This is a genomic window from Candidatus Pelagibacter bacterium nBUS_49 (assembly GCF_051200925.1).
GTDB lineage: Bacteria > Pseudomonadota > Alphaproteobacteria > Pelagibacterales > Pelagibacteraceae > Pelagibacter.
This window is the reverse complement of record NZ_CP172837.1, coordinates 413,691-438,320: the sequence shown is the minus strand read 5'-3', so window position 1 is coordinate 438,320 and position 24,630 is coordinate 413,691. Positions and strand designations below refer to the sequence as shown.

General features: G+C 30.8%; 31 protein-coding genes. 16 read left to right on the top strand and 15 right to left on the bottom strand.

Going from position 1 to position 24,630, the window contains the following annotated elements:
- The first annotated feature begins 33 nt into the window (after nt 1-33).
- From ACIJYF_RS02365 to ACIJYF_RS02340, 6 genes are all read left to right on the top strand, one after another.
- Complete coding sequence (locus ACIJYF_RS02365) at nt 34-978, top strand: cupin domain-containing protein (RefSeq protein ID WP_435117436.1); 945 nt, start codon at nt 34-36, stop codon at nt 976-978.
- Nucleotides 978-1,946: an ester cyclase gene (locus tag ACIJYF_RS02360; protein WP_435117434.1), complete on the top strand. Its 969-nt coding sequence runs from the start codon at nt 978-980 to the stop codon at nt 1,944-1,946. Before ACIJYF_RS02365 ends, ACIJYF_RS02360 begins: the two co-directional genes overlap by 1 nt.
- Nucleotides 1,947-3,074 carry a cobalamin-independent methionine synthase II family protein gene (locus tag ACIJYF_RS02355; RefSeq protein ID WP_435117432.1) on the top strand — a complete coding sequence of 376 codons (1,128 nt, stop codon included), beginning with the start codon at nt 1,947-1,949 and terminating at the stop codon, nt 3,072-3,074.
- A 97-nt stretch (nt 3,075-3,171) separates the two neighbouring features.
- Complete coding sequence (locus tag ACIJYF_RS02350) at nt 3,172-4,398, top strand: ABC transporter substrate-binding protein (RefSeq protein ID WP_435117430.1); 1,227 nt, start codon at nt 3,172-3,174, stop codon at nt 4,396-4,398.
- Between the two features lie 49 nt (nt 4,399-4,447).
- The gene (locus ACIJYF_RS02345; RefSeq protein WP_435117428.1) at nt 4,448-5,476 is read left to right on the top strand and encodes a carbohydrate ABC transporter permease; all 1,029 of its coding nucleotides are present in this window, start codon (nt 4,448-4,450) and stop codon (nt 5,474-5,476) included.
- Between the two features lie 2 nt (nt 5,477-5,478).
- Nucleotides 5,479-6,360 carry a carbohydrate ABC transporter permease gene (locus tag ACIJYF_RS02340; protein ID WP_271497306.1) on the top strand — a complete coding sequence of 294 codons (882 nt, stop codon included), beginning with the start codon at nt 5,479-5,481 and terminating at the stop codon, nt 6,358-6,360.
- Here ACIJYF_RS02340 and ACIJYF_RS02335 read toward each other — a convergent pair.
- The 7 genes from ACIJYF_RS02335 to ACIJYF_RS02305 form a co-directional block, all read right to left on the bottom strand.
- Nucleotides 6,357-7,109, bottom strand: a complete 753-nt coding sequence (locus ACIJYF_RS02335; RefSeq protein WP_435117426.1) for an alpha/beta fold hydrolase — start codon at nt 7,107-7,109, stop codon at nt 6,357-6,359. The genes ACIJYF_RS02340 and ACIJYF_RS02335 overlap by 4 nt on opposite strands.
- 5 nt (nt 7,110-7,114) lie before the next feature.
- Nucleotides 7,115-7,723 (bottom strand): LysE/ArgO family amino acid transporter, encoded by a 609-nt coding sequence (locus ACIJYF_RS02330; RefSeq protein WP_435117424.1) that lies wholly within the window; start codon nt 7,721-7,723, stop codon nt 7,115-7,117.
- A gap of 9 nt (nt 7,724-7,732) precedes the next feature.
- Entirely contained in the window at nt 7,733-9,235 is a 1,503-nt protein-coding gene (locus ACIJYF_RS02325; RefSeq protein ID WP_435117422.1) for an ABC transporter permease, read from the bottom strand.
- Nucleotides 9,228-10,289 (bottom strand): quaternary amine ABC transporter ATP-binding protein, encoded by a 1,062-nt coding sequence (locus ACIJYF_RS02320; protein WP_435117420.1) that lies wholly within the window; start codon nt 10,287-10,289, stop codon nt 9,228-9,230. The genes ACIJYF_RS02325 and ACIJYF_RS02320 overlap by 8 nt, the downstream gene beginning before the upstream one ends.
- A 75-nt stretch (nt 10,290-10,364) precedes the next feature.
- Nucleotides 10,365-11,327 (bottom strand): ABC transporter substrate-binding protein, encoded by a 963-nt coding sequence (locus tag ACIJYF_RS02315; protein ID WP_435117418.1) that lies wholly within the window; start codon nt 11,325-11,327, stop codon nt 10,365-10,367.
- A gap of 120 nt (nt 11,328-11,447) precedes the next feature.
- Nucleotides 11,448-12,929, bottom strand: coding sequence for an aldehyde dehydrogenase (locus ACIJYF_RS02310; protein WP_435117416.1), 1,482 nt, complete (start codon nt 12,927-12,929; stop codon nt 11,448-11,450).
- A gap of 3 nt (nt 12,930-12,932) precedes the next feature.
- The gene (locus ACIJYF_RS02305) at nt 12,933-13,343 is read right to left on the bottom strand and encodes a VOC family protein (protein WP_435117414.1); all 411 of its coding nucleotides are present in this window, start codon (nt 13,341-13,343) and stop codon (nt 12,933-12,935) included.
- An 82-nt stretch (nt 13,344-13,425) separates the two neighbouring features.
- On the opposite strand from ACIJYF_RS02305, the gene epsC reads away from it, so the two are divergent.
- Both epsC and ACIJYF_RS02295 read left to right on the top strand, forming a co-directional pair.
- A complete protein-coding gene (epsC, locus tag ACIJYF_RS02300; protein WP_435117412.1) occupies nt 13,426-14,004 on the top strand; it encodes a serine O-acetyltransferase EpsC in 579 nt (192 codons plus the stop codon).
- Complete coding sequence (locus tag ACIJYF_RS02295; RefSeq protein WP_435117410.1) at nt 14,004-15,005, top strand: cysteine synthase A; 1,002 nt, start codon at nt 14,004-14,006, stop codon at nt 15,003-15,005. Before epsC ends, ACIJYF_RS02295 begins: the two co-directional genes overlap by 1 nt.
- Here the strand turns inward: ACIJYF_RS02295 and ACIJYF_RS02290 are convergent.
- A complete protein-coding gene (locus ACIJYF_RS02290; RefSeq protein WP_435086733.1) occupies nt 15,002-15,415 on the bottom strand; it encodes a hypothetical protein in 414 nt (137 codons plus the stop codon). The two genes, ACIJYF_RS02295 and ACIJYF_RS02290, sit on opposite strands and share 4 nt — an antisense overlap.
- A gap of 179 nt (nt 15,416-15,594) precedes the next feature.
- On the opposite strand from ACIJYF_RS02290, the gene ACIJYF_RS02285 reads away from it, so the two are divergent.
- Genes ACIJYF_RS02285 through ACIJYF_RS02260 form a run of 6 tightly spaced genes read left to right on the top strand, consistent with a single transcriptional unit; the run spans nt 15,595 to nt 17,575 of the window.
- Complete coding sequence (locus ACIJYF_RS02285) at nt 15,595-15,879, top strand: hypothetical protein (RefSeq protein WP_435117408.1); 285 nt, start codon at nt 15,595-15,597, stop codon at nt 15,877-15,879.
- Between the two features lie 9 nt (nt 15,880-15,888).
- On the top strand, nt 15,889-16,200 hold the full coding sequence (locus tag ACIJYF_RS02280) for a hypothetical protein (RefSeq protein WP_435090889.1): 312 nt from the start codon (nt 15,889-15,891) through the stop codon (nt 16,198-16,200).
- 26 nt (nt 16,201-16,226) lie between these two features.
- Nucleotides 16,227-16,520, top strand: coding sequence for a hypothetical protein (locus ACIJYF_RS02275; RefSeq protein WP_435086729.1), 294 nt, complete (start codon nt 16,227-16,229; stop codon nt 16,518-16,520).
- 24 nt (nt 16,521-16,544) lie between these two features.
- Nucleotides 16,545-16,865 (top strand): nuclear transport factor 2 family protein, encoded by a 321-nt coding sequence (locus ACIJYF_RS02270; protein ID WP_435090886.1) that lies wholly within the window; start codon nt 16,545-16,547, stop codon nt 16,863-16,865.
- A gap of 38 nt (nt 16,866-16,903) precedes the next feature.
- Nucleotides 16,904-17,236 (top strand): DMT family transporter, encoded by a 333-nt coding sequence (locus ACIJYF_RS02265; RefSeq protein ID WP_435117406.1) that lies wholly within the window; start codon nt 16,904-16,906, stop codon nt 17,234-17,236.
- A 3-nt stretch (nt 17,237-17,239) separates the two neighbouring features.
- On the top strand, nt 17,240-17,575 hold the full coding sequence (locus ACIJYF_RS02260) for a DMT family transporter (protein ID WP_435117404.1): 336 nt from the start codon (nt 17,240-17,242) through the stop codon (nt 17,573-17,575).
- Here ACIJYF_RS02260 and ACIJYF_RS02255 read toward each other — a convergent pair.
- The 5 genes from ACIJYF_RS02255 to ACIJYF_RS02235 form a co-directional block, all read right to left on the bottom strand.
- Complete coding sequence (locus tag ACIJYF_RS02255) at nt 17,568-17,918, bottom strand: DUF779 domain-containing protein (RefSeq protein ID WP_435117402.1); 351 nt, start codon at nt 17,916-17,918, stop codon at nt 17,568-17,570. The genes ACIJYF_RS02260 and ACIJYF_RS02255 overlap by 8 nt on opposite strands.
- 46 nt (nt 17,919-17,964) lie before the next feature.
- The gene (locus ACIJYF_RS02250; RefSeq protein ID WP_435117964.1) at nt 17,965-19,515 is read right to left on the bottom strand and encodes an aldehyde dehydrogenase family protein; all 1,551 of its coding nucleotides are present in this window, start codon (nt 19,513-19,515) and stop codon (nt 17,965-17,967) included.
- A 317-nt stretch (nt 19,516-19,832) separates the two neighbouring features.
- Entirely contained in the window at nt 19,833-20,180 is a 348-nt protein-coding gene (locus ACIJYF_RS02245; RefSeq protein ID WP_435117400.1) for a DUF952 domain-containing protein, read from the bottom strand.
- Between the two features lie 2 nt (nt 20,181-20,182).
- Nucleotides 20,183-20,746 (bottom strand): DUF924 family protein, encoded by a 564-nt coding sequence (locus ACIJYF_RS02240; RefSeq protein ID WP_435117398.1) that lies wholly within the window; start codon nt 20,744-20,746, stop codon nt 20,183-20,185.
- Nucleotides 20,743-21,549 (bottom strand): inositol monophosphatase family protein, encoded by an 807-nt coding sequence (locus ACIJYF_RS02235; protein ID WP_435117395.1) that lies wholly within the window; start codon nt 21,547-21,549, stop codon nt 20,743-20,745. Before ACIJYF_RS02235 ends, ACIJYF_RS02240 begins: the two co-directional genes overlap by 4 nt.
- Nucleotides 21,550-21,615: 66 nt before the next feature.
- Between ACIJYF_RS02235 and ACIJYF_RS02230 the strand changes: the two genes are divergently transcribed.
- Nucleotides 21,616-22,719 (top strand): TauD/TfdA family dioxygenase, encoded by a 1,104-nt coding sequence (locus ACIJYF_RS02230; protein ID WP_435117393.1) that lies wholly within the window; start codon nt 21,616-21,618, stop codon nt 22,717-22,719.
- Nucleotides 22,720-22,721: 2 nt separating this feature from the next.
- Here ACIJYF_RS02230 and ACIJYF_RS02225 read toward each other — a convergent pair whose 3' ends face one another.
- Nucleotides 22,722-22,901 (bottom strand): hypothetical protein, encoded by a 180-nt coding sequence (locus ACIJYF_RS02225; RefSeq protein ID WP_435117391.1) that lies wholly within the window; start codon nt 22,899-22,901, stop codon nt 22,722-22,724.
- 44 nt (nt 22,902-22,945) lie between these two features.
- On the opposite strand from ACIJYF_RS02225, the gene ACIJYF_RS02220 reads away from it, so the two are divergent.
- Complete coding sequence (locus ACIJYF_RS02220; protein WP_435117389.1) at nt 22,946-23,803, top strand: NAD(P)-dependent oxidoreductase; 858 nt, start codon at nt 22,946-22,948, stop codon at nt 23,801-23,803.
- Nucleotides 23,804-24,083: 280 nt separating this feature from the next.
- Here ACIJYF_RS02220 and ACIJYF_RS02215 read toward each other — a convergent pair whose 3' ends face one another.
- Complete coding sequence (locus ACIJYF_RS02215; protein ID WP_435117388.1) at nt 24,084-24,605, bottom strand: hypothetical protein; 522 nt, start codon at nt 24,603-24,605, stop codon at nt 24,084-24,086.
- Nucleotides 24,606-24,630: the final 25 nt, after the last annotated feature.

The following is a 24,630-nucleotide window of genomic DNA, read 5'->3' as shown; positions in this document are numbered from 1 at the left end:
ACAGTTATATTTAATAAAAAGACAATAAATATTATGACTGAAAGAATTGCAAGATTTAATGAACTCACTCCTAGCACCTTACCTTTTGTTGAGGGAAGAATGGAAGGTCATAAAGAAAGAAAAAATTATTCAATTGTAGGTCCGGGTGTCGCAGAAGATAGTAATCAGTCTGTTAAAATTTCTAAACCTCATGGTTACAATCTTGGTGCAGTTAGCGCTAACCCTAAAAATGGTTCAGGGTTACACAGTCACACAACTGCTGAAGTATTTTTAATCTATTCAGGTAAATGGAGATTCTATTGGGGTGCAGATGGTAAAAATGAAATAATTTTGAGTAAAGGGGATGTTGTTTCAATGCCAACTAATATGTTTAGAGGTTTTGAAAACGCTGGTAATGAAGAAGGTTTAATTTTTGTAATATTGGGAAATGATGATCCTGGAATAATCACTTGGGTTCCTAATGTTTTGATTAAAGCAAAAGAAACTGGATTAGCTTTGTTAGATGACAATTCTTTGATTGATTTAAATGAAAGTGAAATACCTCAAAACAGAAAACTATTAGAGCCTATAACAAATGAAAAGCTTAAAGAATTTGATAACTATGAAATAGATGAAATTGATAAGTTTGTTTGTAAGTTTAAAGATCATATTAATCATGAAACTATTCTAAATAATGAAATTAAATTAATTCAAATTATAGGTAATAATTTTTGTAAAAAATCCTATAATCCTTTAATTAATCATACCACTGGTTTTAATTACAGTATTCTAAAAGCCAAAAAAGGGTTTGTAGAAGATTTAATCTTTGAGAAACCAACTATTTTATTTTCACAAAAAGGAACTTGGAAAGTTAAAATTGAAAAAGATGAATTTGATATTAATTCAAAAGATACTTTTTCCCTTCCGTTAAATACTAAAGTTAGTATTTCTATTGATAATAATGAAGAATGTTTTTTAAATTGTGTTAGTAAAGCTTAATGAAGGGCTTTGATAAAAAATATAAAGATTTTCCAGACTACATTTTAAAAATTACTAAACAGATTTGGGAAGGAAAAGATGTGGATTCAATTGGTGAATTTTATACTGATGATATTCCAGTTAGGTCTCCTTTTGGAATAACTTATGGTAACAAACCTGTTATAGAGGCAACTTATAATACCCTAAAAGAATTTCCGAATAGACAATTACTTGGTGAAGACGTTATCTGGAATGGAAATGATATTAACGGCTATCATTCCTCACATAGGATTTTAAGCAAAGGAACACATTTAGGAGATGGATTTTATGGCAAACCAACTGGTAAAGATATTTATTATAGAGTAATAGCAGATTGTGCTTGTAAGGGTAATCAAGTGTACGATGAATGGATTGTAAGAGATCAAGGAGCAATGGTAAGACAAATTGGTTATACTCCAAAAGAATTTGCTCAAATAATGATTGATAAGGAGGGTGGATTAGTAAAAGCTAAAAAACTTTTTGATAAAAATGATATAAAGCCATCAGATTATCAACCAGAGAAAATAAAAAAAGACTCTGCGGGTCAAAAATATTCAGAAATATTAAGTAAAGTTTTTGAAGAGGGTTATAATTTTAACGATTACAATAGAGCTTCAAGTATTTATTGGCCTGGAAACAAATTGGGCCATGGAAGAGAAGATGTTTCTAAATTTTGGAACTCTTTAAAAGATATTTTTACTGATATCAAATTCAGTATTGAACATGTTGGATATTTAGATGAGTTTGACAAAAACCCAAGGGCATCAATTAGATGGTTTTTAGAAGGTATGCATACAAATGATAGTGAAGACTATGGTAAAAAAACAAATTCTAAATTATTTATTATGGGAATAAATCATGTAGAGTTAAATCAAGATGGGATTATAAGAGAATGGGTATTGTTTGATGAAGTTGCAATCTGGAAGCAAATTCTAATGAATAATAATTAAATGACTAAAATTAAAACAACACATGTTGGAAGCTTACCAAGATCAGACGAACTTTCTGATCTTCTTTTTAAAAAAGATAAAAAAGAGAAAATAGATTTAGATAATTTTGATGCAGTAGTCAAAAAAGATGTAAAAAAAATTGTAAAAAAACAAATTGATCTAGGTGTTGATTTTATAAGTGATGGAGAAATGTCTAAGATTAGTTATGCAACTTATGTAAAAGATAGAATAGATGGTTTTTCAGGGGAAAGTGAACGAAAGGCTCCTAGAGATCTTGATGATTTTCCAACATTTAAAGAACGAATTGCTAGATCAGGCGGAACACCAACTTATACAAGACCTTGCTGTACACATGAACTAAAAATTAAAGACACCTTATCTTTAACTAAAGATATTAATAATTTTAAAGATGCTCTCAAAGAGAATAATCACAATCAAGCATTTATGAATGCGGCTTCTCCTGGGGTAATTTCTGCTTTCTTACCAAATAAATTTTATAAAAATGATGATGAATATTTAGATTCTTTATCAAGACTTATGAAACAAGAATATGAGGAAATTGTTTCTAATGAGATACATTTACAACTAGATTGCCCAGATCTTGCTTTAGCAAGACACATGACATTTAAAGATTTGTCAGAAGATGAATTTTTAAAAAGAGCAGAAAAACAAATTGAATTTCTTAATCAGTCTTTAGAAAATATTCCCCAATCTAAAATTAGAATGCATATCTGCTGGGGTAATTATGAGGGTCCTCATTCACATGATATTTCTTTAGATAAAATTTTACCTTTAATTTTAAAAGCAAATGTTGGAACATATTTGCTAGAGTCTTCTAACCCGAGACATTCTCATGAATGGCAGGCGTTTGAAGGTATTAAATTGCCTCAAGATAAAATTATAGCCCCAGGTGTAATCGACTCTACTACTAACTTTATAGAACACCCAGAGGTTGTAAAAAATAGACTTATTCAGTTTTCAAAAGTAGTTAATAAAGATCAATTAATGGCAGGAACAGATTGTGGCTTCAGTACGTTTGCAGGTTTTGGAAATGTTGATGAAAACATAGTTTATAAGAAACTTGAGTCTTTAGTAATTGGCACAGAGCTTGCTTCTAAAGCTATTTAATTTTTTACTTTGAAATTATCAAAAAAAACGACAAAATAGCTTTATAAATACTTTCAAGTATTTTGTAGGGTTTAAAGATTAAAATTATAGAAAGGTAATGAATATGAAAAAAATATTAATCGTATTATCATTTTTGCTATTTGGCACTTATGCTAATGCAGACTGTAATATTAAATCTGGATCAATCAACATCTTAGCGAATGATTTTCCAGCATTAAGAACACTTGTTGATACAGCTAAAGAATGTAAAGGTAGTGCAGATTTTAAAGTGACTCATTCAGCAGAGCACAATAAAATTGCTGTACCAGCGCTAACTGCTAATCCTTCAGAATTTTCTGTTAGAGTAGCAGCAAACAGTTCAATTGTTCCATTAATGAATAGTGATTTAATTAGACCTATGAATGATCTAGTTAAAAAATATGGAAAAGGCATTCAAGATTCTCAATTAATTACAATTGATGGAAAAGTTATGGCTGTAGCATTTATGGCTAATACTCAACATTTATATGTAAGAACAGATGTTTTAAAAGCTAATGGTATTGCAATACCTAAAACTTATGAAGAAGTTGTTGCAGCATCTGAAAAAATAAGAGCAGCAGGAAAAATGAAATATCCTTATGCTGCAGCTTATAAAGCTGGCTGGAACTTAGCTGAAGAGTTTGTAAACATGTACATTGGTCATGGTGGTGAATTTTTTGAAGCTGGATCAGCAAAACCAAGTATCAATAATGCTAAAGGTGTAGCAACTCTAAATATGTTAAAAAAATTAGCTGATTTAAGTAATCCTGATTATTTAACACATGATAGTGAAGCAATTAAAGTTGAATGGGAAGCTGGAAATGTTGCTATTATGACTTTATGGGCTTCAAGATCTGGAACTCTTTTAGATGATGAAGGTGATGCTAAAATTACTGCAGCTACTAAACTAGTTGCACCAGCAACTGTTGGTGGTGGAAACATTCCTGCTGCAACACTTTGGTGGGATGGATTTACACTTGCTAAAAATAGACCAGATGCAGATGCAGAAGCTTCTTTTAGAGCAATGGCTCATGCTGCTTCTTCAAAAGAAATGGTAGCAAAAGCTGCAGACCAAGCTGTTTGGTTGGTTGAAGGATTTGTTCCAGGACCAAAATCTGTTGGTGTTATTGAAGCAGTTAAAATGGGTGCAAAACCTTATCCAATGTTACCTCAAATGGGACTAATGCACGGTGCCTTAGGTAATGAAATTGTTGAATTTTTGCAAGGAAATGAGACAGCTGAACAAGCATTAAAAGATGTTGAAGCTGCTTATAATACTAAAGCAAAAGAACAAGGGTTCCTATAATATCTAAGTATCTTTAAGTGGGGATTTACTCCCCACTTAACTAAAATTCATGCCTAATAAAAGTTTTTTTTGGTTTTTTTTACCAACTGGTTTAGCAATGATTTTATTCATTGGATTACCTATTATATCAACAGGTGTTCAGTCTTTTTATGCTCAACACGATCAGATTTTAAAAGAAGTTAAAAAATGTGATCCATTTGGCTGCAAGGTTTCAGTACAAATTGATCAAGAAGCATCTTCTAAAGTTAGGGAAGAAAAGCCACTTGGAAAATTTAATGGATTTGGAACTTATGTAGACAGAAATCATTTAGCAACCGACCAATTATCTAATTTTTGGAATGAAAGCAATTCAACTGGAGAATTTTTAACTAAAGTGGGTAATCTACCTTTTTATAAAGCATTAATTTTTACTTTTACTTATTGTATTATTGTTACACCATGTGTTCTATTATTAGGATTTGTTATTGCCCTTAGTCTAAATTCAATTTCCAGGAAAATAAGAGGTGCTTTAATCTTTGGTACAATTTTACCAATGATCGTAACTCCATTAGTTGGTTCTTTAGTTTTATTTTGGATGGTAGATGCAGAAGGAATTATTGGAGCAAACTTACAATTATTGATGAATGATCCTTATCTATCAGTTAAATCTTCTAAAACACTGACTTGGATCACAATTATTATTTATGGTATATGGCATCACTCCCCTTTTGCCTTTGTAGTATTCTATGCAGCTTTACAAACAGTTCCTCAGGAACCGTTAGAAGCTTCTATTATTGATGGTGCTTCAAGATTTCAGAGAGTTAAGCATATTGTTTTGCCTCATATTTATCCTGTTGTAACATTTGTAGCTTTAATTTCTTTAATGGATAACTTTAGAGTATTTGAACCTATCATTGGTTTTAGTGCCCAAGGTAGTGCTCAATCATTGTCTTGGTTGATATATGATAATTTAGTTAACGAAGAGGTTATTTTATTTGGCTCAGCAGCTGCAACCTCAATAATGACAATTATTGGAATAGCAATAATACTAACGCCAGTTTTAATAAGAACTTGGAGAGAATTTAGAACAAATAGATAATCATGGATTACGGATTAGATAAAAAATCAAATAGTTTAAAAACCTTCAATACTATGTTTATAGTTGTTTGGTTATTGATAGCATGTTTTCCATTTATTTGGACTTTTTGGGGTTCTTTTAAAGTAAGAGCAGACTTTTTTTCAAGAGCTGATTGGTGGTATGCAATAACAGCTTTCAACACATTATTAGAAACTGGTAAAAGTTTTACAACTGAAGCTTATAGTGGCGCATGGTTTGAAGGTGAGTTTTGGAAAGCATCAAGAAACACGATAATAGTAACTGTAAGTGTAGTTTCTGTCTCTTTGTTTCTTGGAACCCTAGGAGCTTACGCTTTATCAAGATCTACAAAAAATTATGCATTTTGGATTTTAATTATTGCATTAGTATTTAGAGCTATGCCGCATATAACTTTAGTTTCTGGATACTTATTTCCTTTTTTTCAATTACAAATTTGGGGAATTCTACCTACAACAATTGTAGTGCTAATAGCAATTAATCAACCATTTACACTTTGGCTACTTTACTCTTTTTTTAAAACTGTTCCAAAAGAACTTGACGAAAGTGCACTTATAGATGGGTGTACATACTTTCAAACATTCAGACATATAATTATGCCTGTGATGTGGCCAGGAGTTATAACAGCTGGATTATTTAGTTTAATGCTAGCATATAACGATTTTACTGTAACAGCCTTATTACTTAATCAAGAAAATCATACAATGGTTCCTAAAATTCAGAGTTACCTTGGAACCAACCAACACGAGGGTAATTTGATGTGGGCAGTTTCTGCAGTAGTTTCTGCTACAGCACCTTTATTCTTATTGGTAATGTTTTTTCAAAAACAAGTAATAAGTGGATTAACAGCAGGCGCTGTAAAAGGTTAATTAACAAAATCTTTAATTAAATTATTAAATTTATCTGGTTCTTCAAGATGCACGTTATGACTACAATCTTTAAAGATTTCTAGTCTACTATTTTTAATTTTTTTGTTAAGTGTATCAACTTGATCAAAATTATATGAGGTATCTTTATCACCCCAAACTATTAATGTTTGATTTTTAATATTTTCTAATTCATCTATACCTGACCAATTTTGCATTGCTTTAAGTGCATTATCAGCAGTCTCTAGAGAAACATTTTTAACTGCATTTGCACATAAATAATAATTTTTATCCTGGTCACCTTTTACAAACCATTTTTGTGGCACTCTTGAAAATGAAATTTCTACCCCATCGTCTTTAAGTTTTCTTCTAGTTTCGTCAATTGGTTCAAACCTTCCAGGTATTTCACCGATGGATCCAGTTGCAAAACAAATTAATTTATTAACTCTGTTACCAGCAATTTTAGTTATTTCTTGAACTATCATTCCACCCATTGAATGACCAAGTAAATTAAATTTATCTATTTTTTTTTCATCAATTAAGTCAATTACAAACTTAGCCATTTTATTAATTGAGTCTAATGATTGGACACCACTACTCTCACCAAATCCAGGCAAAGCTGGTGAAATTACTCTACAAAAATTTGAAAAAAAATTTCTTTGATTACACCACATTTCAGATGAGCCTAAATAACCATGAACTAATACTAAAGGATATCCCTCACCTACATCATCTATATAAATTTTACTCATAATATTTAATTAATCATTTTTGTTATAATAAACAATGTTAAAAAACTCATAAAAATAATTATTGAGATATTAATTATATTCCAAATTTTTTTACTTTTCGCATATTTAGACAGATATTTTGAAAGATATCCAATTAAGAAAAAAAATAAAAAAGATGCAATTGATGCACCTATTCCAAAAAGTATTTTTTGACTAATGATGAAGTTTTTTGAAAAATTTCCTAAAAAGAATACTGTATCAGAATAAACATGTGGATTTAAATATGTAAATCCTAGAGTTTTTAAAAAAATATTAAATGCTGTAATACTGGTTAAATCTGTATCAAAATTGACTGCTGTATTATAATTCTTTATTTTTGAATAAATAAAATGAAGTAGAAAAATGACTAAAGCTATATTGAATATTAATTCAACAATTGGATTAAAATACTGATTAAAAAATTGAAAAATAAATATCCCGAGAAAAATTAAAATTAAGTCTGAAATAGAGCAAACTATACAAACAAGAAATATATGTTGTTTTTTTAACCCTTGTTCAATTACAAAAATATTTTGAGCACCTATTGCTAAAATAAGACTTAAACCAGTAAAGAAACCTAATAACAGAAATTCCATTAGGGTTTATTAAACTCTTTTCTTACCTTGAACAACCCTATCTAAAATTAATGCTACAAATAATATTGCAACACCTGCAAGAATACCTTGACCAACATTAGCATATTGTAAAGCTTCTAATACATCTTGTCCTAAACCTTTTGCTCCAATTAGTGATGCAACTACAACCATTGCTAAACTTAACATTACAGTTTGGTTTACACCTGCTAAAATTGATGGAGTGGCTAAAGGTAAATCTACCTTTCTTAGTAAATACCATTTAGTTGCACCGTAAGCTATTGCAGCTTCCCTGATTGTCTCTGGCACTCCTCTTAATCCAAGTACTGTTAATCTAACAACAGGAGTTCCACCAAATATCATTGTAATTATTACTGCTGCAACCTTCCCTGTTCCAAAGAATGCGATAACTGGAATCATAAATACAAACGCTGGCATTGTTTGCATAAAATCCATTATCGGTCTTATCATTGAATAAAATCTTTGTCGTCTTGCACAAAAAATCCCAAGTGGTATTCCAATTGCGATACTTAAAATTGCTGCTGTTCCAAGTAAAGCTAGTGTTGTCATTGCTTTAACCCAAAAACCTAAAAAGCCCATGTAGCATAAAAAACCAGCTGAATAGATTGCAGCTCTAGGGCCGGCAGATAGCCCTGTTAAAGTCACTATTGCAGTTATGATTACTATCCAAGGTGTTTTAACAAATAATAATTCTAAAAAATCTAAAACAGATCTAATACCAATTGTAATTGCAGTAAATAATGCATCTCCTTTTAATACAGCATAATTAAAAATTTTTTCTACCCAGGCAATAGAAGTTAATCTTATATCTGGATGGGTTGGAAATTCATCCATAATTATAATTAAACCAGGAAAACTGTAGTGCACTACTGAAAAGAACATAATGACGGAAGCAAAAACTGTACTTAAAATATAGTTTTTAGTTTGCATACCAGGGCTTATTGATTTGTCAGATAACCATTCGGAATATCTTTTTTCTAATTTAGAGTTTGCAAGAACACCTTGGACAATCTTAATTGAAATTAAAAGTGCTATTCCAAAAATTGTTATCCAGATGGCTGATGCTTCAATTCTACTAACTTCATCAATATAGCCTTGCATGGCGTCCTCTAATGATTTGATATTTCTTTTATAGACATCAACTTTGTCAGGATTATTGGTAATAGCTGCTTCTAATTGCTTATTTCTAAATGCAATTGTCGATTGGACCTGTTCAATTTTTTGAATAGCATCTTTTGTGATATTACCAAATAAACCTCTTATTATTTGAACAACAGAAAAAGTTTCAATAATTAGAAAAGTTAAAGCCCAATTCCAAATGTTTCTCATTCCAAACCAAATTGGTCCAAGAATTGCTGCATAAAGATTAAATGAAAAAGAAAAAGTAGGTTTGCTACCTATTTGTTGGAATTTCTCAATATAATATTCTGGATTTGTTTTGACAAAATCAGTTATTAACTGAGATCTTGAAGGGTTATTAAGTTCTTTACTCACTATCCTCTCCTTCAATAACTGCTTTTAAAAGATCTGACTGCGATATAACACCAACAATTTTATTTTGATTATTATTTACAATTATTGGCTTATCTCTAGATGCTGACGTTTCAATAAGTTTACTTAGCAAATCACTCTCATTAACAATTTCTAAATCATTTGTAATTTTTCCATTTTTATTTTCAAAATTTTCAACAGTTTGCATTATTGATTTAGCTTGAACAACTTTTAGTCTAGAAATACCTTTGACAAAATCAGCAACATAGTCATCTGCTGGACTTACTACGATTTCTTCTGGAGTTCCAATTTGAATTACTTTCCCATCTCTCATAATTGCAATTCGATGACCTACTCTTACAGCTTCATCTAAATCATGAGTAATAAAAACGGTTGTTTTTTTCATTTGTTTTGAAAGTTTAATAAACTCAGATTGAAGCTGTCTTCTTATTAAAGGATCTAATGCGCTAAAAGGCTCATCCATTAATAAAAAATCTGGATCTGCAGCTAAGGCTCTTGCAAGTCCTACTCTTTGTTGCATACCCCCTGATAATTCATGTGCAAATTTATTTCCCCAACCTTGTAATTCAACAATTTCTAAAATTTTGTTTGCTGCATCCAATCTATCATTTTTACTTACCCCTCTAATTTCTAGCGGCATCGCTATATTATCCACAACAGATCTATGAGGCATTAGTGCAAAGTTTTGAAATACCATACCAATTTTTTTATTTCTTAATTCTTGTAAATTATCTCTATCAAGTGTCATTACATCCTGACCGTTGATTAAAATCTTGCCAGATGTTGGTTCTAAAAGTCTATTAATATGCCTAACTAATGTTGATTTTCCACTGCCTGAAAGACCCATTACACAAAATATTTCACCTTGTTTAACATCAAAAGAAACGTCAGATACACCTATAACAGAGTTATATTTCTCCAAAGCTTCATTTTTAGAAATTTTTTTATTTTGGATTGCATCTAATGCCTCAACCGAAGTGTTACCAAACACTTTCCAAACATTTTCAATTTTAATTGCTGATCCAGAAGAATCCATTTAACTCTCTTTTATTTAGGAAAATATACCCGGCAATATAAAATTGCCGAGTATAAATAATTTATTTTATTTAGATTAAAGACCTAACCAACCGTCAACTGTTGATTTGTTAGCTTTCATCCAAGCTCTCGCTACATCAGCTGGTTTTTTTTTCTCAACTGAAATTGCATATGCCATAGCCGATACATCATCTGCTGTTAGTTGAAAGTTCTTAAAGAATTCAACAATAGCTGGAGATTTACTTTCTAAAGAAGTACCCCAACCAATTTGAATTTGTTTAAGTGCGTCTTTCGAAGCAACATAAGATTTTTTGTACCAATCAGCATCTTCTTTAGGTTGTACCATTTTGTATTTAGCTGGATCGAATTTTGGCTCTTCCAACATAACTACATCAGCCATTCCCCAAATCGCATGCGGTTTGTAACAATAAAATGCATAGCCTTCGCCTTTTTTAATAGAGTCAAGAACTCTTGCATTCTTAACTGCTTCTGCTGCTCTGATTGGCTCAATCCCTGCATCATATAAACCATAGTCTCTTAACTTAACTTGGTTAACATTAGCTGAAGCCCAACCATCTGCACCAATCCAGAACTCACCTTTACCATTGCCATCACTATCCATAGCTTTAACAACTTCAGGTCTTCCTAAATCTTCAATTGCAGTAATATTAAATTTTTTCGCAAATTGCTGAGAAACACAATAACCTTGGTTTCCTTCATATGGTTTGCTACTTAATTTTAAAGTTCCTTTTGGAACTAAATCATTTGTGTAAGCTTGTTGATTTGGTAACCAGATGTCAGGGTGAACTTCAATCTCACCTTTACTTCTGTCGATCGCACCATAAATAGCAGTGTTGTTTCCTGGAACAAGTTCTGCTTCTCCACCCATTTTATCTGTAACAACTGCAGCTAATAAGTTTGCAATAGCTGTTGCACCTGTCCAACCTGGATCACCAATTTTTACCTTCTCAGCAAATGTCGAAAAAGTAGCAAAAAGTGAAATTAATCCAGCTACAAGTGTAGTTTTAATCATTCTCATTATCTCTCTCCTATTAATTTAAAAAATTTAGTCTAACGCGAATGAACAAAGTGAGTCAAAGGAAATTAAGTTACAAAAGATATATATAGCCTTGTCTTTTTAACTTAATGGTCGCAGTAATTATTGATGACTAATCCAGATAGTTTTTGTCTGAAGAAATGAATTAAGGGCTTCAGTTCCTTGATCTCTGCTTAATGAACCTGATTGTTTATAGCCTCCAAATGGAGTTTTAATATCTCCCTCTGAAAAAGTATTAATTGATACAGTTCCACATGGTAGACTTTTTGCTAGATGAAAAGCTCTATTAATATCTTGAGTAAAAACGCTAGCGTGCAAACCATACTTTGAGTTACTAGCAACTTGTAAAGCTTCATTATCATCTTTAACTGTAAGAACACCAAGCACTGGACCAAAGATCTCTTCTTGAGCAATGGTCATATTTTCTTTTAATCCATCAAACAATGTTGGCTTTGCATAAAAGCCTTTTTGTTTATTGTTTGAAACCCCACCAGATAAAAGTTTTGCACCCTGATCTATTCCTTTTTGAATATATCCATCGACTGTTTGTAAATGATTTTTTGATATCATTGATCCCATATTAGATTTTAAATCTAATGGATCACCTACTTTTAATTTTTTTACTCTCTTAATAACTTTATCTAAAAACTCATCCTTAACTTTTTTATGAACTATCTGTCTCATATTTGCAGAACAGTTTTGCCCACCATTCCAAAAAGCAGAATTTATTGCATGATCAATTAGATCATCATTTATTTTAGCATCTTCTAAAACTATGAATGGACTTTTACCACCCATTTCAAGTGCAACAGGTTTTAAATTACTTTCACTTGAGTATTTTAAAAAATATCCACCTACTTCAGTTGAGCCTGTAAATGAAACAGCATCAATATCCTTATGTCGACCTAGAGCCTCACCAACATCTCCATATCCTGGAAGAACGTTTAATACACCGTCTGGAATTCCAGCCTCTCTACCAATTTGAGCAACTCTAATTGCAGTAAGAGGAGTATCTTCTGCTGGCTTAATTATTACCGAACAACCTGCAGCTAATGCTGGTGCCATTTTCCAAACAGCCATCATTAAAGGAAAGTTCCAAGGAACAATTCCCGCAACAACACCTATTGGTTCTTTAACTATTAAACTTGTAATAGATGGTTCAGTTGGACCCACTTTGCCAAACACTTTATCAATAAGTTCTCCATACCACTGAAAGTGCATTGGAGCATCATTGGCGACTTCATTAATACAGTCTGTAACTAGCTTTCCAGTATCAACACATTCTAAAACTGAATTTTCATCTCCATGTTTTCGAAGTAATTCTGCAAATTTTAATAAAACTTCTTTTCTATGCTCTGGCGAACATCTAGACCAAACACCGCTATTAAAGGCTTTTCTTGAAACTTTAACTGCAAGATCAACATCTTTATGATTACATTTTGCAACCGTACAAAGTTTTTCACCAGTTGCAGGATTTATTGTCTCAAATTTTTTTCCATCAATGGCACTAACATATTTACCATTAATAAAAGCTCTTCCTTCAAACTTAAGTTTTTTTGCAATAGCTTTGTAATTAGTAGCCAATTATTATTCTGGATTAGCAGTTAATGTTTTAATCTCTAAAACATTTTCATTAGGGTCTTTAACAAAAAAAGTTTCTTGTTCGTACTTAGTTCCTTTAAATCTTAAGTATGGCTCATCATAATACTTAGTACCATTATCTTTTAATCTTTGTTTTAGAGCATCAAAATCTTTTCTCGATAAATGAACACCAAAATGTGGAACAGACACATTACCCATATCAACATCATGTCTTTCATTATCTAACTTATGATCACTAGCATGAAGAGTAAGTTCATTACCCCAAAAATCAACATCAGCCCACTCTTGAGCAGAGTTATCTAATCTGCATCCTAATGCTTCATTATAAAATTTTTTTGCAGTTTCTAAATCCCCACATGGCACAGCTAAATGAAAACAATTGGTATTTTTATACATAATTAAGTCCTTTAAATTTTGATTTTAGACACTATATAAAAGCTAATTTTATAATCAATAAGTCAAATTTAACAAACTTAATATGGGTAATTTTTTACAATCTATAATTGATCGAGATCCAGCAGCAAAATCTAAGATAAGTTTAATATTAACTTATCCTGGTGTAAAAGCAGTTTTCTTTCATAGAATTGCAAATTTTTTCAGTGTTGCAAAATTTGATTTAGTAGCTCGAATGATTTCACAATTTTCAAGATTTCTAACTGGTATTGAAATTCATCCAGGGGCAAAAATTGGAAAAAATTTATTCATAGATCACGGAATGGGTGTTGTAATTGGAGAAACATCTGACATTGGAGATAATGTTACTATTTATCATATGGCAACATTAGGTGGAATAGCACCAAGTATAAATTCAAATGACCAACGAAATATAAAAAGACATCCAACAATTGAAGATGAAGTTGTAATTGGATCTGGTGCACAAGTATTAGGACCTGTTACTGTTGGAAGATGTGCAAAGATTGGGGCTAACGCAGTAATCACTAAAGATGTACCAGAAAAAGCAGTAATGGTTGGAATACCTGCAAAAAATGTAGGTTTAGCAGATAGTGAATTCAAACCATATGGTATTACACCAGACAGTGATACAAAATCAGATTAATGAGCAACATTCAAAATGATTTTATTTCAGGGATTGGCAACACTCCTTTAATAAAATTAAGAGCTGCATCAGAAATTACCGGATGTAATATTTATGGTAAGGCTGAATTTTTAAATCCTGGTGGATCTGTTAAAGATAGAGCTGCATTAGCATTAATTAAAGATGCTCAAGAAAAAAAATTAATTTCAAAAGGTGGTACTGTTGTTGAGGGTACTGCAGGGAATACTGGAATTGGCTTAGGGCTTTTAGGAAACTCTTTGGGCTATAAAACAATTATCGTAATGAACGATAATCAAACTCAAGAGAAAAAAGATTTACTTAGAAACTTAGGAGCTGAATTAAGATTGGTTACACCAAAACCTTATAAGGATGAAAATAACTTCGTAAAAATTGCAGCAAGGCTTGCAGATGAATTAAGACCATCAAACAATAATGGTGTTATTTGGGCTAATCAATTTGATAATACTGCAAACGCCAAAGGTCATTATGAAGGAACTGGACCAGAAATTTGGGATCAAACAGATGGTAAAGTGGATGGTTTTGTTTGTTCATCTGGAACTGGTGGAACTATTTCTGGTGTAAGTAATGCTCTTAAAGAAAAGAATAAAAATATAAAAATTTATTTATCAGATCCCAAAGGTTCTTCTCTTTATAATTATATAAAAAATGGTGAGTTAAAATCAGAAGGTGGGTCTATAACAGAAGGAATTGGTTCAAGTAGAGTAACTAAAAACTTTGAAAATGCTAAAATAGATGACGCTTATTCAATAGATGATCATGAAGCATTACCCATTCTTTATGATTTAATTCAAAATGAAGGGTTAAGTCTTGGTACCAGTTGTGGAATTAATATTGCAGGTGCCATCAGACTTGGTAAAGAATTAGGGCCTGGGAAGACGATTGTTACAATTCTTTGTGACAGAAGTGATAAATATTCTACTAAAATGTTTAATAAAAAATTCCTTGAAGAAAAAGGTTTACCCTTCCCCAATTGGCTTTAGATATAAATTTTATCTGACAACCCATATATAAGAACTGCACTCAAAATAGTAAATACTAGTGGTGCTATAACACCTTCATTCGAGTCATTTCTAATTCCTGTTTTGTCAATTTTTATCGAATAAGTGTTTACAATTAAGATACATACATTTTGTACAAAAATTAAATTAAAGAATGCCCAAGTACCTTCAACACCATTAGGTCTGACAAACATTATATAAAGAGCCATCAATAATGCTCCTAGAAAAGTAGCACCTATCATACGCATTATAGGTGTTGCTGTTTCATCCATTTCAAATTTAGCTCTAAAATTTTTATTATTAATTATCATTTGATAAGCATAAATTCCAAAACCTAAAAAATGAGTAATGAAAAGGATTAAGTAAAAAATTCCATTAAATTTTTCAATCATAATTAATTTTATCAAAAAAAATTGTTATTGTTAATTTTTAAATTAAGAAATTAATTCTATGATAAGTTGTAAAATAACTAAATTTTATAAGCATTAAGCCTTTTTTTTCGATATTTTTATAATGTTATGCATTTAATTTTTTGGGATAATAAAAAATTAATAATGAAAGGAGAATAAAAATGTCAGTAGCAAGAATAACGACTCTTAACTTAAAATCTAAGGAAGGCGCAGATCAAATTGCAGAAACTTACAAAACAAATGCACCAAGTGAATTTCCTGAAGCAGAACAATTATTGGAAGTTCGTATAAATGACAAAACTTTAATGTTTGTTTCATTATATGCAGATAATGATGCAATGGATCGAGCTTCTGCTTCAAGAACGAAACGAATGGATTTAAATAAGGAAGTAATTGATTCAGTTGATGGAAAAGCTGGTGCGGTAATCTTAAATCACAAAAACTAAAGAAAAAAAATGCAAGCAATATACACAAGAACAATGAAGGTAAAAGATAACAGCTTAGGTGAAGCAATGGAAATTGGAAAAAGTTTAGCAAAGGTTAGAAAAAAATATTATCCTAAGCACAATATTTATTTTTCATTTCAAATTGGTGGTGATCCAAGAACAATTAGAGAAACATTAATTGGTCCAATGTTTGAAGGAGATAATGAGGCTGATGCAAAAATGTCAGCAGATAAAAAATATCAAAGCCTTCAAAAGCAATTGAAGAAAGTTGCAGTTGAAGGAACTATCGAAGACGAAATAAGAGTCATCTTTAGTGAATAAGTAAATATTAATAAAAGGAGATAAAAATGTACGTAAAAATAGAACAAAAACTATCTAAAGGATTTAACTTATGGAAAGAAATGATCCTTGCAAATGGAGATAAATTAAAAAAATATGGAATGACAATTGCTTTTGCGGGCACAGATAAAGAAGATGATAATACAATGACAGTAATTGTACATTTTGAGTCAATGGAAGGAATGAAAGGATTTGGTGGAGACGAAGAAATAATTAAAGCAAGAATTGAGGCTGGTGTAATTATAGATCAATCAAAAATGACTATGATGTCTGATGATTCAGTAATGAACCATTCTGGTTAATAATTAAAAGAAAGAAAGATAAATATGTCAATATTAGCAAAATATAATGCTGCTATGGAAGCAAAAGATGAGACTGCAATGAATGAAATTTTACATGATGATTATAAGTTTACCATGCATGCATCAGGTAATGTTTTAGGAAAAGCAGATGTAATCAAGTGGGCAATGAGTGGTGACATTAAAAGAGATAAAATAAGAGTAATTTTTGAAAATGATGAAATTGGTGTTGAGCATGCTTTTGTATCATTTAATGATGGAAATACAGAAGCAGTAATGGCGGTATTTAAATATCAAGATGGAAAAATGATTTCACTTGAAACGGGTGCAACTAAGATACCTAAATAATTATATATATTTAGCGAGATTTCATTTAATGTAATTAAATGAGTCTCGCAACATCATACGGCTTTTTAATCCTAGCAGTCATCTTAGGAGTTACCTCAAATAGTTTTGCAAAAAGTGCTGAAGGATTTACCCTTTTCTTTCCAAGCATTGTTACTGGAATAACAATTGTAATGTGCATGTATGCACTTTCAATGGTAATGAAAAATATTCCAATGGGGATAACTTATGCGTCTTTTGCTGGATTAACTATTGTTGCAACTGTAGTTGTTGGGATATTTAGATTTGATCAAATGCCAAATCTTTATTCAATAATAGGATTATCTCTAATTATTGCTGGAGTTTTAATGGTAAATTTATTAGGTAATAATTAAAATATGAAACCTTTATTTGGATATATGTTTTTAGTTATTGGAATACTTTTTGGGATAACGGCAAACAGTTTTGCAAAAATATCTGATGGCTTTACAAAATTAACACCTTCTATTTTATGTATCTTATTAATGGCCATAACAATGTTTTCAATTGCAAAAGCAATGTCGGTACTACCTGTGGGATTTGCTTATTCAACATATAGTGGTTTAACAGTTGTAGGGGTGTTGGTGTTTGCTATGATAAAATATAATCAAATACCAAATTTATACGCAACTATTGGAATTATTTTAATTATAATTGGAGTGGTAATGGTAAATTACTTGGGAAAACTTAATTAGTTTTAGTATTACTATTAGGCGCACATACTTCAGATCTTGTTAAAAATCTTCTTCCTGTGCCATTATCAAGTGAAAACATTCCGCCCATACCTTTAATACAGTCAATTATAAGATCAGTATTTTTCCAGGCCTCATGTTGTGTCTCGCTTATATAAAAAGGAATATCACCAATTTTTCCAACTAATATATCGTCATCACTTACTAAAAATTCTTTCACCGGATAACACATAGGTGCACTTCCATCACAACATCCGCCTGATTGATGGAATAATAAATCTTTACCATGAGTTTTTTTTAAGTCTTCAATTAACTCAAGTGCTGTAGGTGTTGCTGAAACTTTCATATTTAATATGGCCCGTGATTTAATACGGGCCATTATAATTTATCTATTAAAAGAAGCCTAATTTTTTTTCACTGTACGACACGTGTAAATTTTTCACCTGTCTGTAATGATTAAGCATCATTTTGTGGGTTTCTCTACCAATTCCAGATTGTTTGTAACCACCAAAAGCAGCATGCGCTGGATAAGCATGGTAACAATTTGTCCAAACTCTTCCTGCTTGGATTCCTCTTCCCATTCTATAAGCAACATTACCATTTCTAGTCCAAACTCCAGCTCCTAAACCATAAAGTGTATCATTAGCAATTTCTAATGCATGTGCTTCATCTTTAAATTTAGTAACTGAAACTACAGGTCCAAAAATTTCTTCCTGGAAAACTCTCATAGAGTTATCACCTTCAAAGATAGTTGGTTGGATATAGTTTCCTTTTTCCAAACCACTATTTAAGTTAGCAACCTCGCCTCCACAAAGAACTTTGGCGCCTTCTTTCTTACCTAAATCTAAGTAAGATTTTATTTTTTCCATTTGTTCTAAGGATACCTGAGCGCCTATCATTGTTTCCATTTTAAGAGGATTGTCTTGTGTAACAGCTTTTGTTCTAGCAACAGCCTTTTCCATAAACTTATCGTAAATAGACTCTTGAACTAACACTCTGCTAGGACAAGTACACACTTCTCCTTGGTTAAGAGTAAACATTGCAAAACCTTCCATACATTTATCAAAGAAGTCGTCATCATGATCCATGACATCTTCAAAGAAAACATTTGGTGATTTTCCACCTAGTTCTAAAGTTATTGGGATTAAGTTTTGAGATGCATATTGCATAATCAAACGTCCAGTTGTTGTCTCACCTGTAAATGCAATCTTTCTAATTCTCTTAGATGATGCCAAAGGTTTTCCTGCCTCTAAACCAAAACCACTTACTACGTTAACAACTCCTGGAGGTAATAAATCTCCAATTAGTTCCATCAGTAGTAAAATTGATGCTGGTGTTTGTTCAGCTGGTTTTAAAACTACACAGTTTCCTGCAGCCAATGCTGGTGCAAGTTTCCAAGTAGCCATTAACAATGGAAAATTCCAAGGTATAATTTGACCAACAACCCCTAATGGTTCAGGAATATGATAAGAATATTCACTATTACTTATCTCTGATACAGAACCTTCTTCAGCTCTAATCACGCCTGCAAAATATCTCCAATGATCAACAACTAATGGTAAATCAGCAGCCATACATTCTCTTATAGGCTTTCCATTGTCTAGACATTCTGCTGTAGCTAAAAGTTCCAGGTTCTTTTCAATAACATCTGCTATCTTAAGCAATATATTTGATCTTTCAGTAATTGATGTAACACCCCATGTTGGAAAAGCTGCATGAGCTGCATCTAAAGCAGCCTCAACATCACTTGCATCTGATCTTGGAACTGCACATATGACTTCATTATTTATTGGGCTTACATTGTCAAAATATTTACCTGATTTAGGTTCAACAAATTTTCCCCCAATATAGTTTCCATACTTTTCTTTATAAGGAAATTTTACTTTTAGATGAGATGTATCCAATAAAGGAGACTTCCCAGCTTTGATGGTTTCAGTACTCATTTTTTTTCCTCTCTCTCTACTTTTTTTATTTTTAAGCTTATTATTTTTTTTGGAAACCTTGGATGGTTTCTTTGTCGCTACTCTTTTTGTAGCAACTTTCTTCTTAGTTTTTGATTTTTTTCTAGATACTTTGACTAATTTAGTTTTTTTTTTCTTAGTCTTTATTTTTGCTACTTTTTTTCTTTTAATAGCCATGGAGAAATTTAACTACTAATCAAAGCTGGTGTCTATTTTAATAAATATTATTTACAATTTATGATTGAATATAGCACCGTATGATGTGTGTTATCTTAGGTGAACACTATTAGCAGATTAAACTAATTAAAATTATCTGGCAATTCGTGAATGCCATTATCAGTTAGATTAATTTCAAATTCATCCACAACATTAGATAAATCTAATGAAGAGTATAAATGAGGAAACATATTGCCATCTGATGCTTGCTCCCAAATTAAATGATCTAATTTTAATGTTTCAACCTTCAGTAAAATTAGATTTTCTTGTTTTGAGTAATATTTTTCAAGAGTTCCTTTGACCTGATCTTCCCCTGAAAAATGAATATAACCATCCTCTATATCTTTAGAAGATCCTAAATAAGTCTCTGATTGTTTAACTTTTTGCCATTCTTTGACATCAATTATTTTAAAAATATATTTTAAATTCACGGCTACCAGGAAGAGTTTGGACCATTTAAAAAGGCTAGTTCTTCTTCGGTAGACTCTCTTCCCAGAATCTTATTCCTATGAGGGTATCTATGAAATTGTCTAATAGCTTTAGTATGATCTTTCCAAAATTTTTTAATTTGAACATATCCCTCATGCTCTTTTAGATATTTGTTAAGTAGATAATAAGCCATGTCATGATCTGTTATTTCTTCACTATGAATAAGTGGTAAAATCATAAAAAATCTTTCACTTTCGTTCATAGACTCGAGATAACCTGCGTAAACCGCGTCATTAACAATTAATCTTGTTTTATGATCTTGTGCAAAAGCTTTTTTATCATCTCTAAACATATTTCTTGAAAATTGATCAAAAAGAATAACTAACGCTAAAGCACTCATTGGTTGATCTTGCCAATCATCGTACTCATTTTGACTTGCAAGTTCATAATCATTTGAAAATCTATCTTTTATAGTTTTATCAAACAACTCGTCTTTCTTAAATCTCTTTTCAGACGGAGTTTCTTTAAACCAAAAATCTAAAATTTCTTGGGCTTTCTTGGGTATCATTTTGAAACAGGTTTTAATAATTTTAAAACTTTATTATGATTAACGATATTGTTAGAAATAATAATATTTCCACCAACTACAGGATTTTTATTATCCCAAGTTGTTACTATTGCTCCGCTAGCTCTTACTATTGGCATAATAGGATGAATATCCCAAATCTTATTTGCGCATTGTGCAACCAACTCAAGTCTACCTTCAGCTAACTGACAATACGTAAGTGCATCAAAGCATGGAAATTGCATACGTTTAATAAATTTAGTAATTTTTGATTGTTGCTTTAAAGATAAAGTATTATGAAATGCAGCAGCTAATTTTGCATTAGCAAAATTTACTCTAGTATTTACTTTAAGTTTTCTTTTTTTATTATTTTCAAAAACATAAGCTGAATTTTTACTTGTATTTAAATAATATTTTTTCATTTTTGGAAAATTAGCTAATCCCAAAAAAGGCTCCCCATTGTAGTTAAGAGAAATTAGATTGCTCCAACTTGGATTTCCCACAACATATGATCTAGTTCCATCAATTGGGTCAATTACCCATGAAAATTTACTTTTAGTATTTTTATGACCGTACTCTTCCCCTATAATTTGATGAGTTGGAAATTTTTTAGAAATTTTGGATCTTATAAATTTTTCAAATGCTTTATCAGAAGTTGTTACTGGATCGTATCCCTTACCTTTTAGCTTATTAGATATCTTAAAAGGTTTATCTAGCTTCTTATAATAAAACTTAGTTAGATCTTTTGCTAACTGATTTAAAAAACTAGCATAAATTGGGTAGTATTTTGAATTAAATTGATCCACATCAATCTCTTACTATTTTATTTATGTTGAATAAAGTTAAAATTTAAATAATTCTTGATTTTAGTTATGAAAATTGAACTTGATGAAAATAGAATTTACTTCGACAACGGTTCAGTCAAAAAAGAAATACACCCTTTTTGGTTAAGAGAAAGAGTTGATGGTGAGGAATTTTTAGACAAAGGTACGCAACAACGGCTATTTGATCCAACAACCTTAAGTAGCGAAATATCAATTAATACAGCTATTATTAATGAAAAAATTCTAGAAATTAACTTTAACGATGGCGTTAAATCTAAATTAAACATTGATAAACTTGCTTTAGAGTTTTCTAACGAAGATACGGTTATAAAATCTATCCCTAGAATAAAATGGAATTCGACTTTAGAAAATATAAAAAATTTTGAATACCAAGATAATTTTTTTGATAGCAAAGAAATGTATGATTTACTTGTTTCTTTTTACAAGTATGGATTTGTAATCATTAAAAATATTCCAACAGACAACAATTTTATTGTAAAATTTGCAAATTCAATAGGAAGTGTCAGAAGAACAAACTTTGGTGAATTTTTTGATGTTAAATCCAAACCTAATCCAAATGATCTAGCATACACATCTTTAGGGCTTTCACCTCATACTGACAATCCTTACCGTAATCCTGTTCCATGTATTCAATTACTTCATTGTATTGAAAGTGAAGTAACAGGTGGGTTGTCTACATTAGTAGATGGTTTTACTGTGACAGAGGATTTAAAAAAAGAAAATCTAGAATTTTATAAAATTTTATCTGAAGTCAAAGTAAGATTTAAATTCATTGATAAAGATGTGGTTTTAGAAGATTGGTCAGAATTGATTAAACTTGATGATGATAAAAATTTTAAACAAGTTAGATTTAGTCCAAGATTAGACTATGTGCCAATGTTAGATAAACAAAAATTAGATCTATATTATAAAGCTCGTAAAAGATTATCTGAAATGTACAACTCAGAAAAATACAGAATAGAGTTTAAGCTTGCTCCTAAAGATTTAATGATGATGGATAATTATAGATTGCTTCATGGAAGAACATCATACGAGGTAAAAGAAGGGAATAGATTTTTACAAGGATGTTATATTGACTACGATAGTACCGAAGGAAAATTAAGGCACTTAAAAAGAAAATTTAATTTATAGTTTTATCTCTTCAGGCAATTATTAACTAGTATTGCCATCAAAATCCAAACAACAAAAGCTTCTCCATGTGTGAACACGTAGTCAGCCCCAGCAGCACCTGCTATAATATTTATTGCATAGATAATAATAGTTGAAGCAACAAGACTAATTAATAAATCTTTTAATGCACATAAGTATTTCATATTTAAACTTTATACATAATTATTAATCATGTAAACTTCATTATATGAATAATATTGGCTTCATTGGTGTGGGTTACATGGGCTATGGAATAGCCAAAAATATTTTAACTAAAAATAACAACTTATTTGTAATTGCTAACAAAAATAGAAAACCAATTGAAAAAATTGTTAGCAAAGGTGCTAAAGAAGTAAAAACTTTGGAAGAGTTTAGAGAAAAACAGTTAAATGTTTTGGTTAAGTGTGTAACTAACACGCCAATAGCAAAAGAAATTGCCACAAAACTCTCTAAGATTTTAGATAAAAAAACTTTGATAATTGATATCACAACTCACAATAAAACAGGATCAATAGAGACAGAAAAAATCTATCGATCTAGCAACATCAATTATGTTGAATGTCCTGTAATGGGAGGTCCTGCTCAAGCAGAAGAAGGCATCTTAGGTGGTATTGTTGGAGCTACAGACAACAATTTTAAATTAGCAGAACCTTATTTAAAGTTATTTTGTAAAAATTATTTTCATTTTGGTTCAGTTGGAATGGGTGCAAAATCAAAGTTATTAAACAATTTTTTAACACTTGGAAATGCTGCATTGATAAATCATATGACAATAGCAGCCAAAAAATTTGGCCTTGATTTACAAAAATTCTTTGATGTAGCAAAACTTGGTTCTGGAAATTCAGCTGCACTTAATAGAATTTTTGATGCTTTACTTAAGGACGATTTAACAGGATTTAAATTTACAGCTATCAACTCTGTAAAAGATTTAAGCTATATTCAAGACTTGTTAAAAGAATTTCCTGAAGCTGAAAAAATTGCAGAAGATAATAAAAATTATTTTCAAAAAGCGGTTGATGATGGCTATGGTGAAAATTTTATTAGTGAATTGATTGCTAAAAAGTAATTTAGAAAAGAATAATTTAAATTATCGAGACTCTACTAATGCCTTAGGTTGTATTCAAGAAGTATATTTGCATATAAATCAAATAAATAAATTGAAATAAATTTTATAATTACTATCTTTATATTGAAGGAGGTTATTATGTTAAAACTTACACCACCTGATACATAAGTGAAAAAACAATCCATAAAAACAATAAATAAAATCCAATCGGATTTAAAAGCCAAAGAGGCTATATAAGGGAGCTCTTTAGGACTTATCTTAAAGAGCGAACCCTTAAAAATTAATTAACAGATTTTAATATTTCTAATGGCAATGGTGCATCAGGATATTTGATGCTGCATAGTTCTTCATACTTTTTACAAAAGGTAATTAAAACCTCATAAACATTTTCTTTATTTTTGAGATCTAAACTTTCAATCATATGATCTCTTTCTAACTCTAATTCTTTAATCTGATCACTGTTTACAAACTCACCTGTCTCAATTTCCCAGAAGGTGTTTTTTAATTCTTCCTCACTTAACTCTTTTAATTTTTTTTGAAGTTCAATAATTACCTCGTCACTGGTTTGCTTATCTTTCATAGGTGAATTCATTAATTTAATTAAACATTTATCATTCAATCCATCTATAAAATGGTAATAAGGCCTACCTTCAGACAAATCTCTAAAATGATTTGAATTCAAATAACTATTAATCGCAGCCTTAGTGGATCCTTTTTCCTTACCTTTTATTACTGCTATTTGTACATAGACTTCTTGATGAATATAACTATCTAGATGTTCTTTTATTTTTACAGGTATCATAATTCTTATAAATTTTAGATACGCA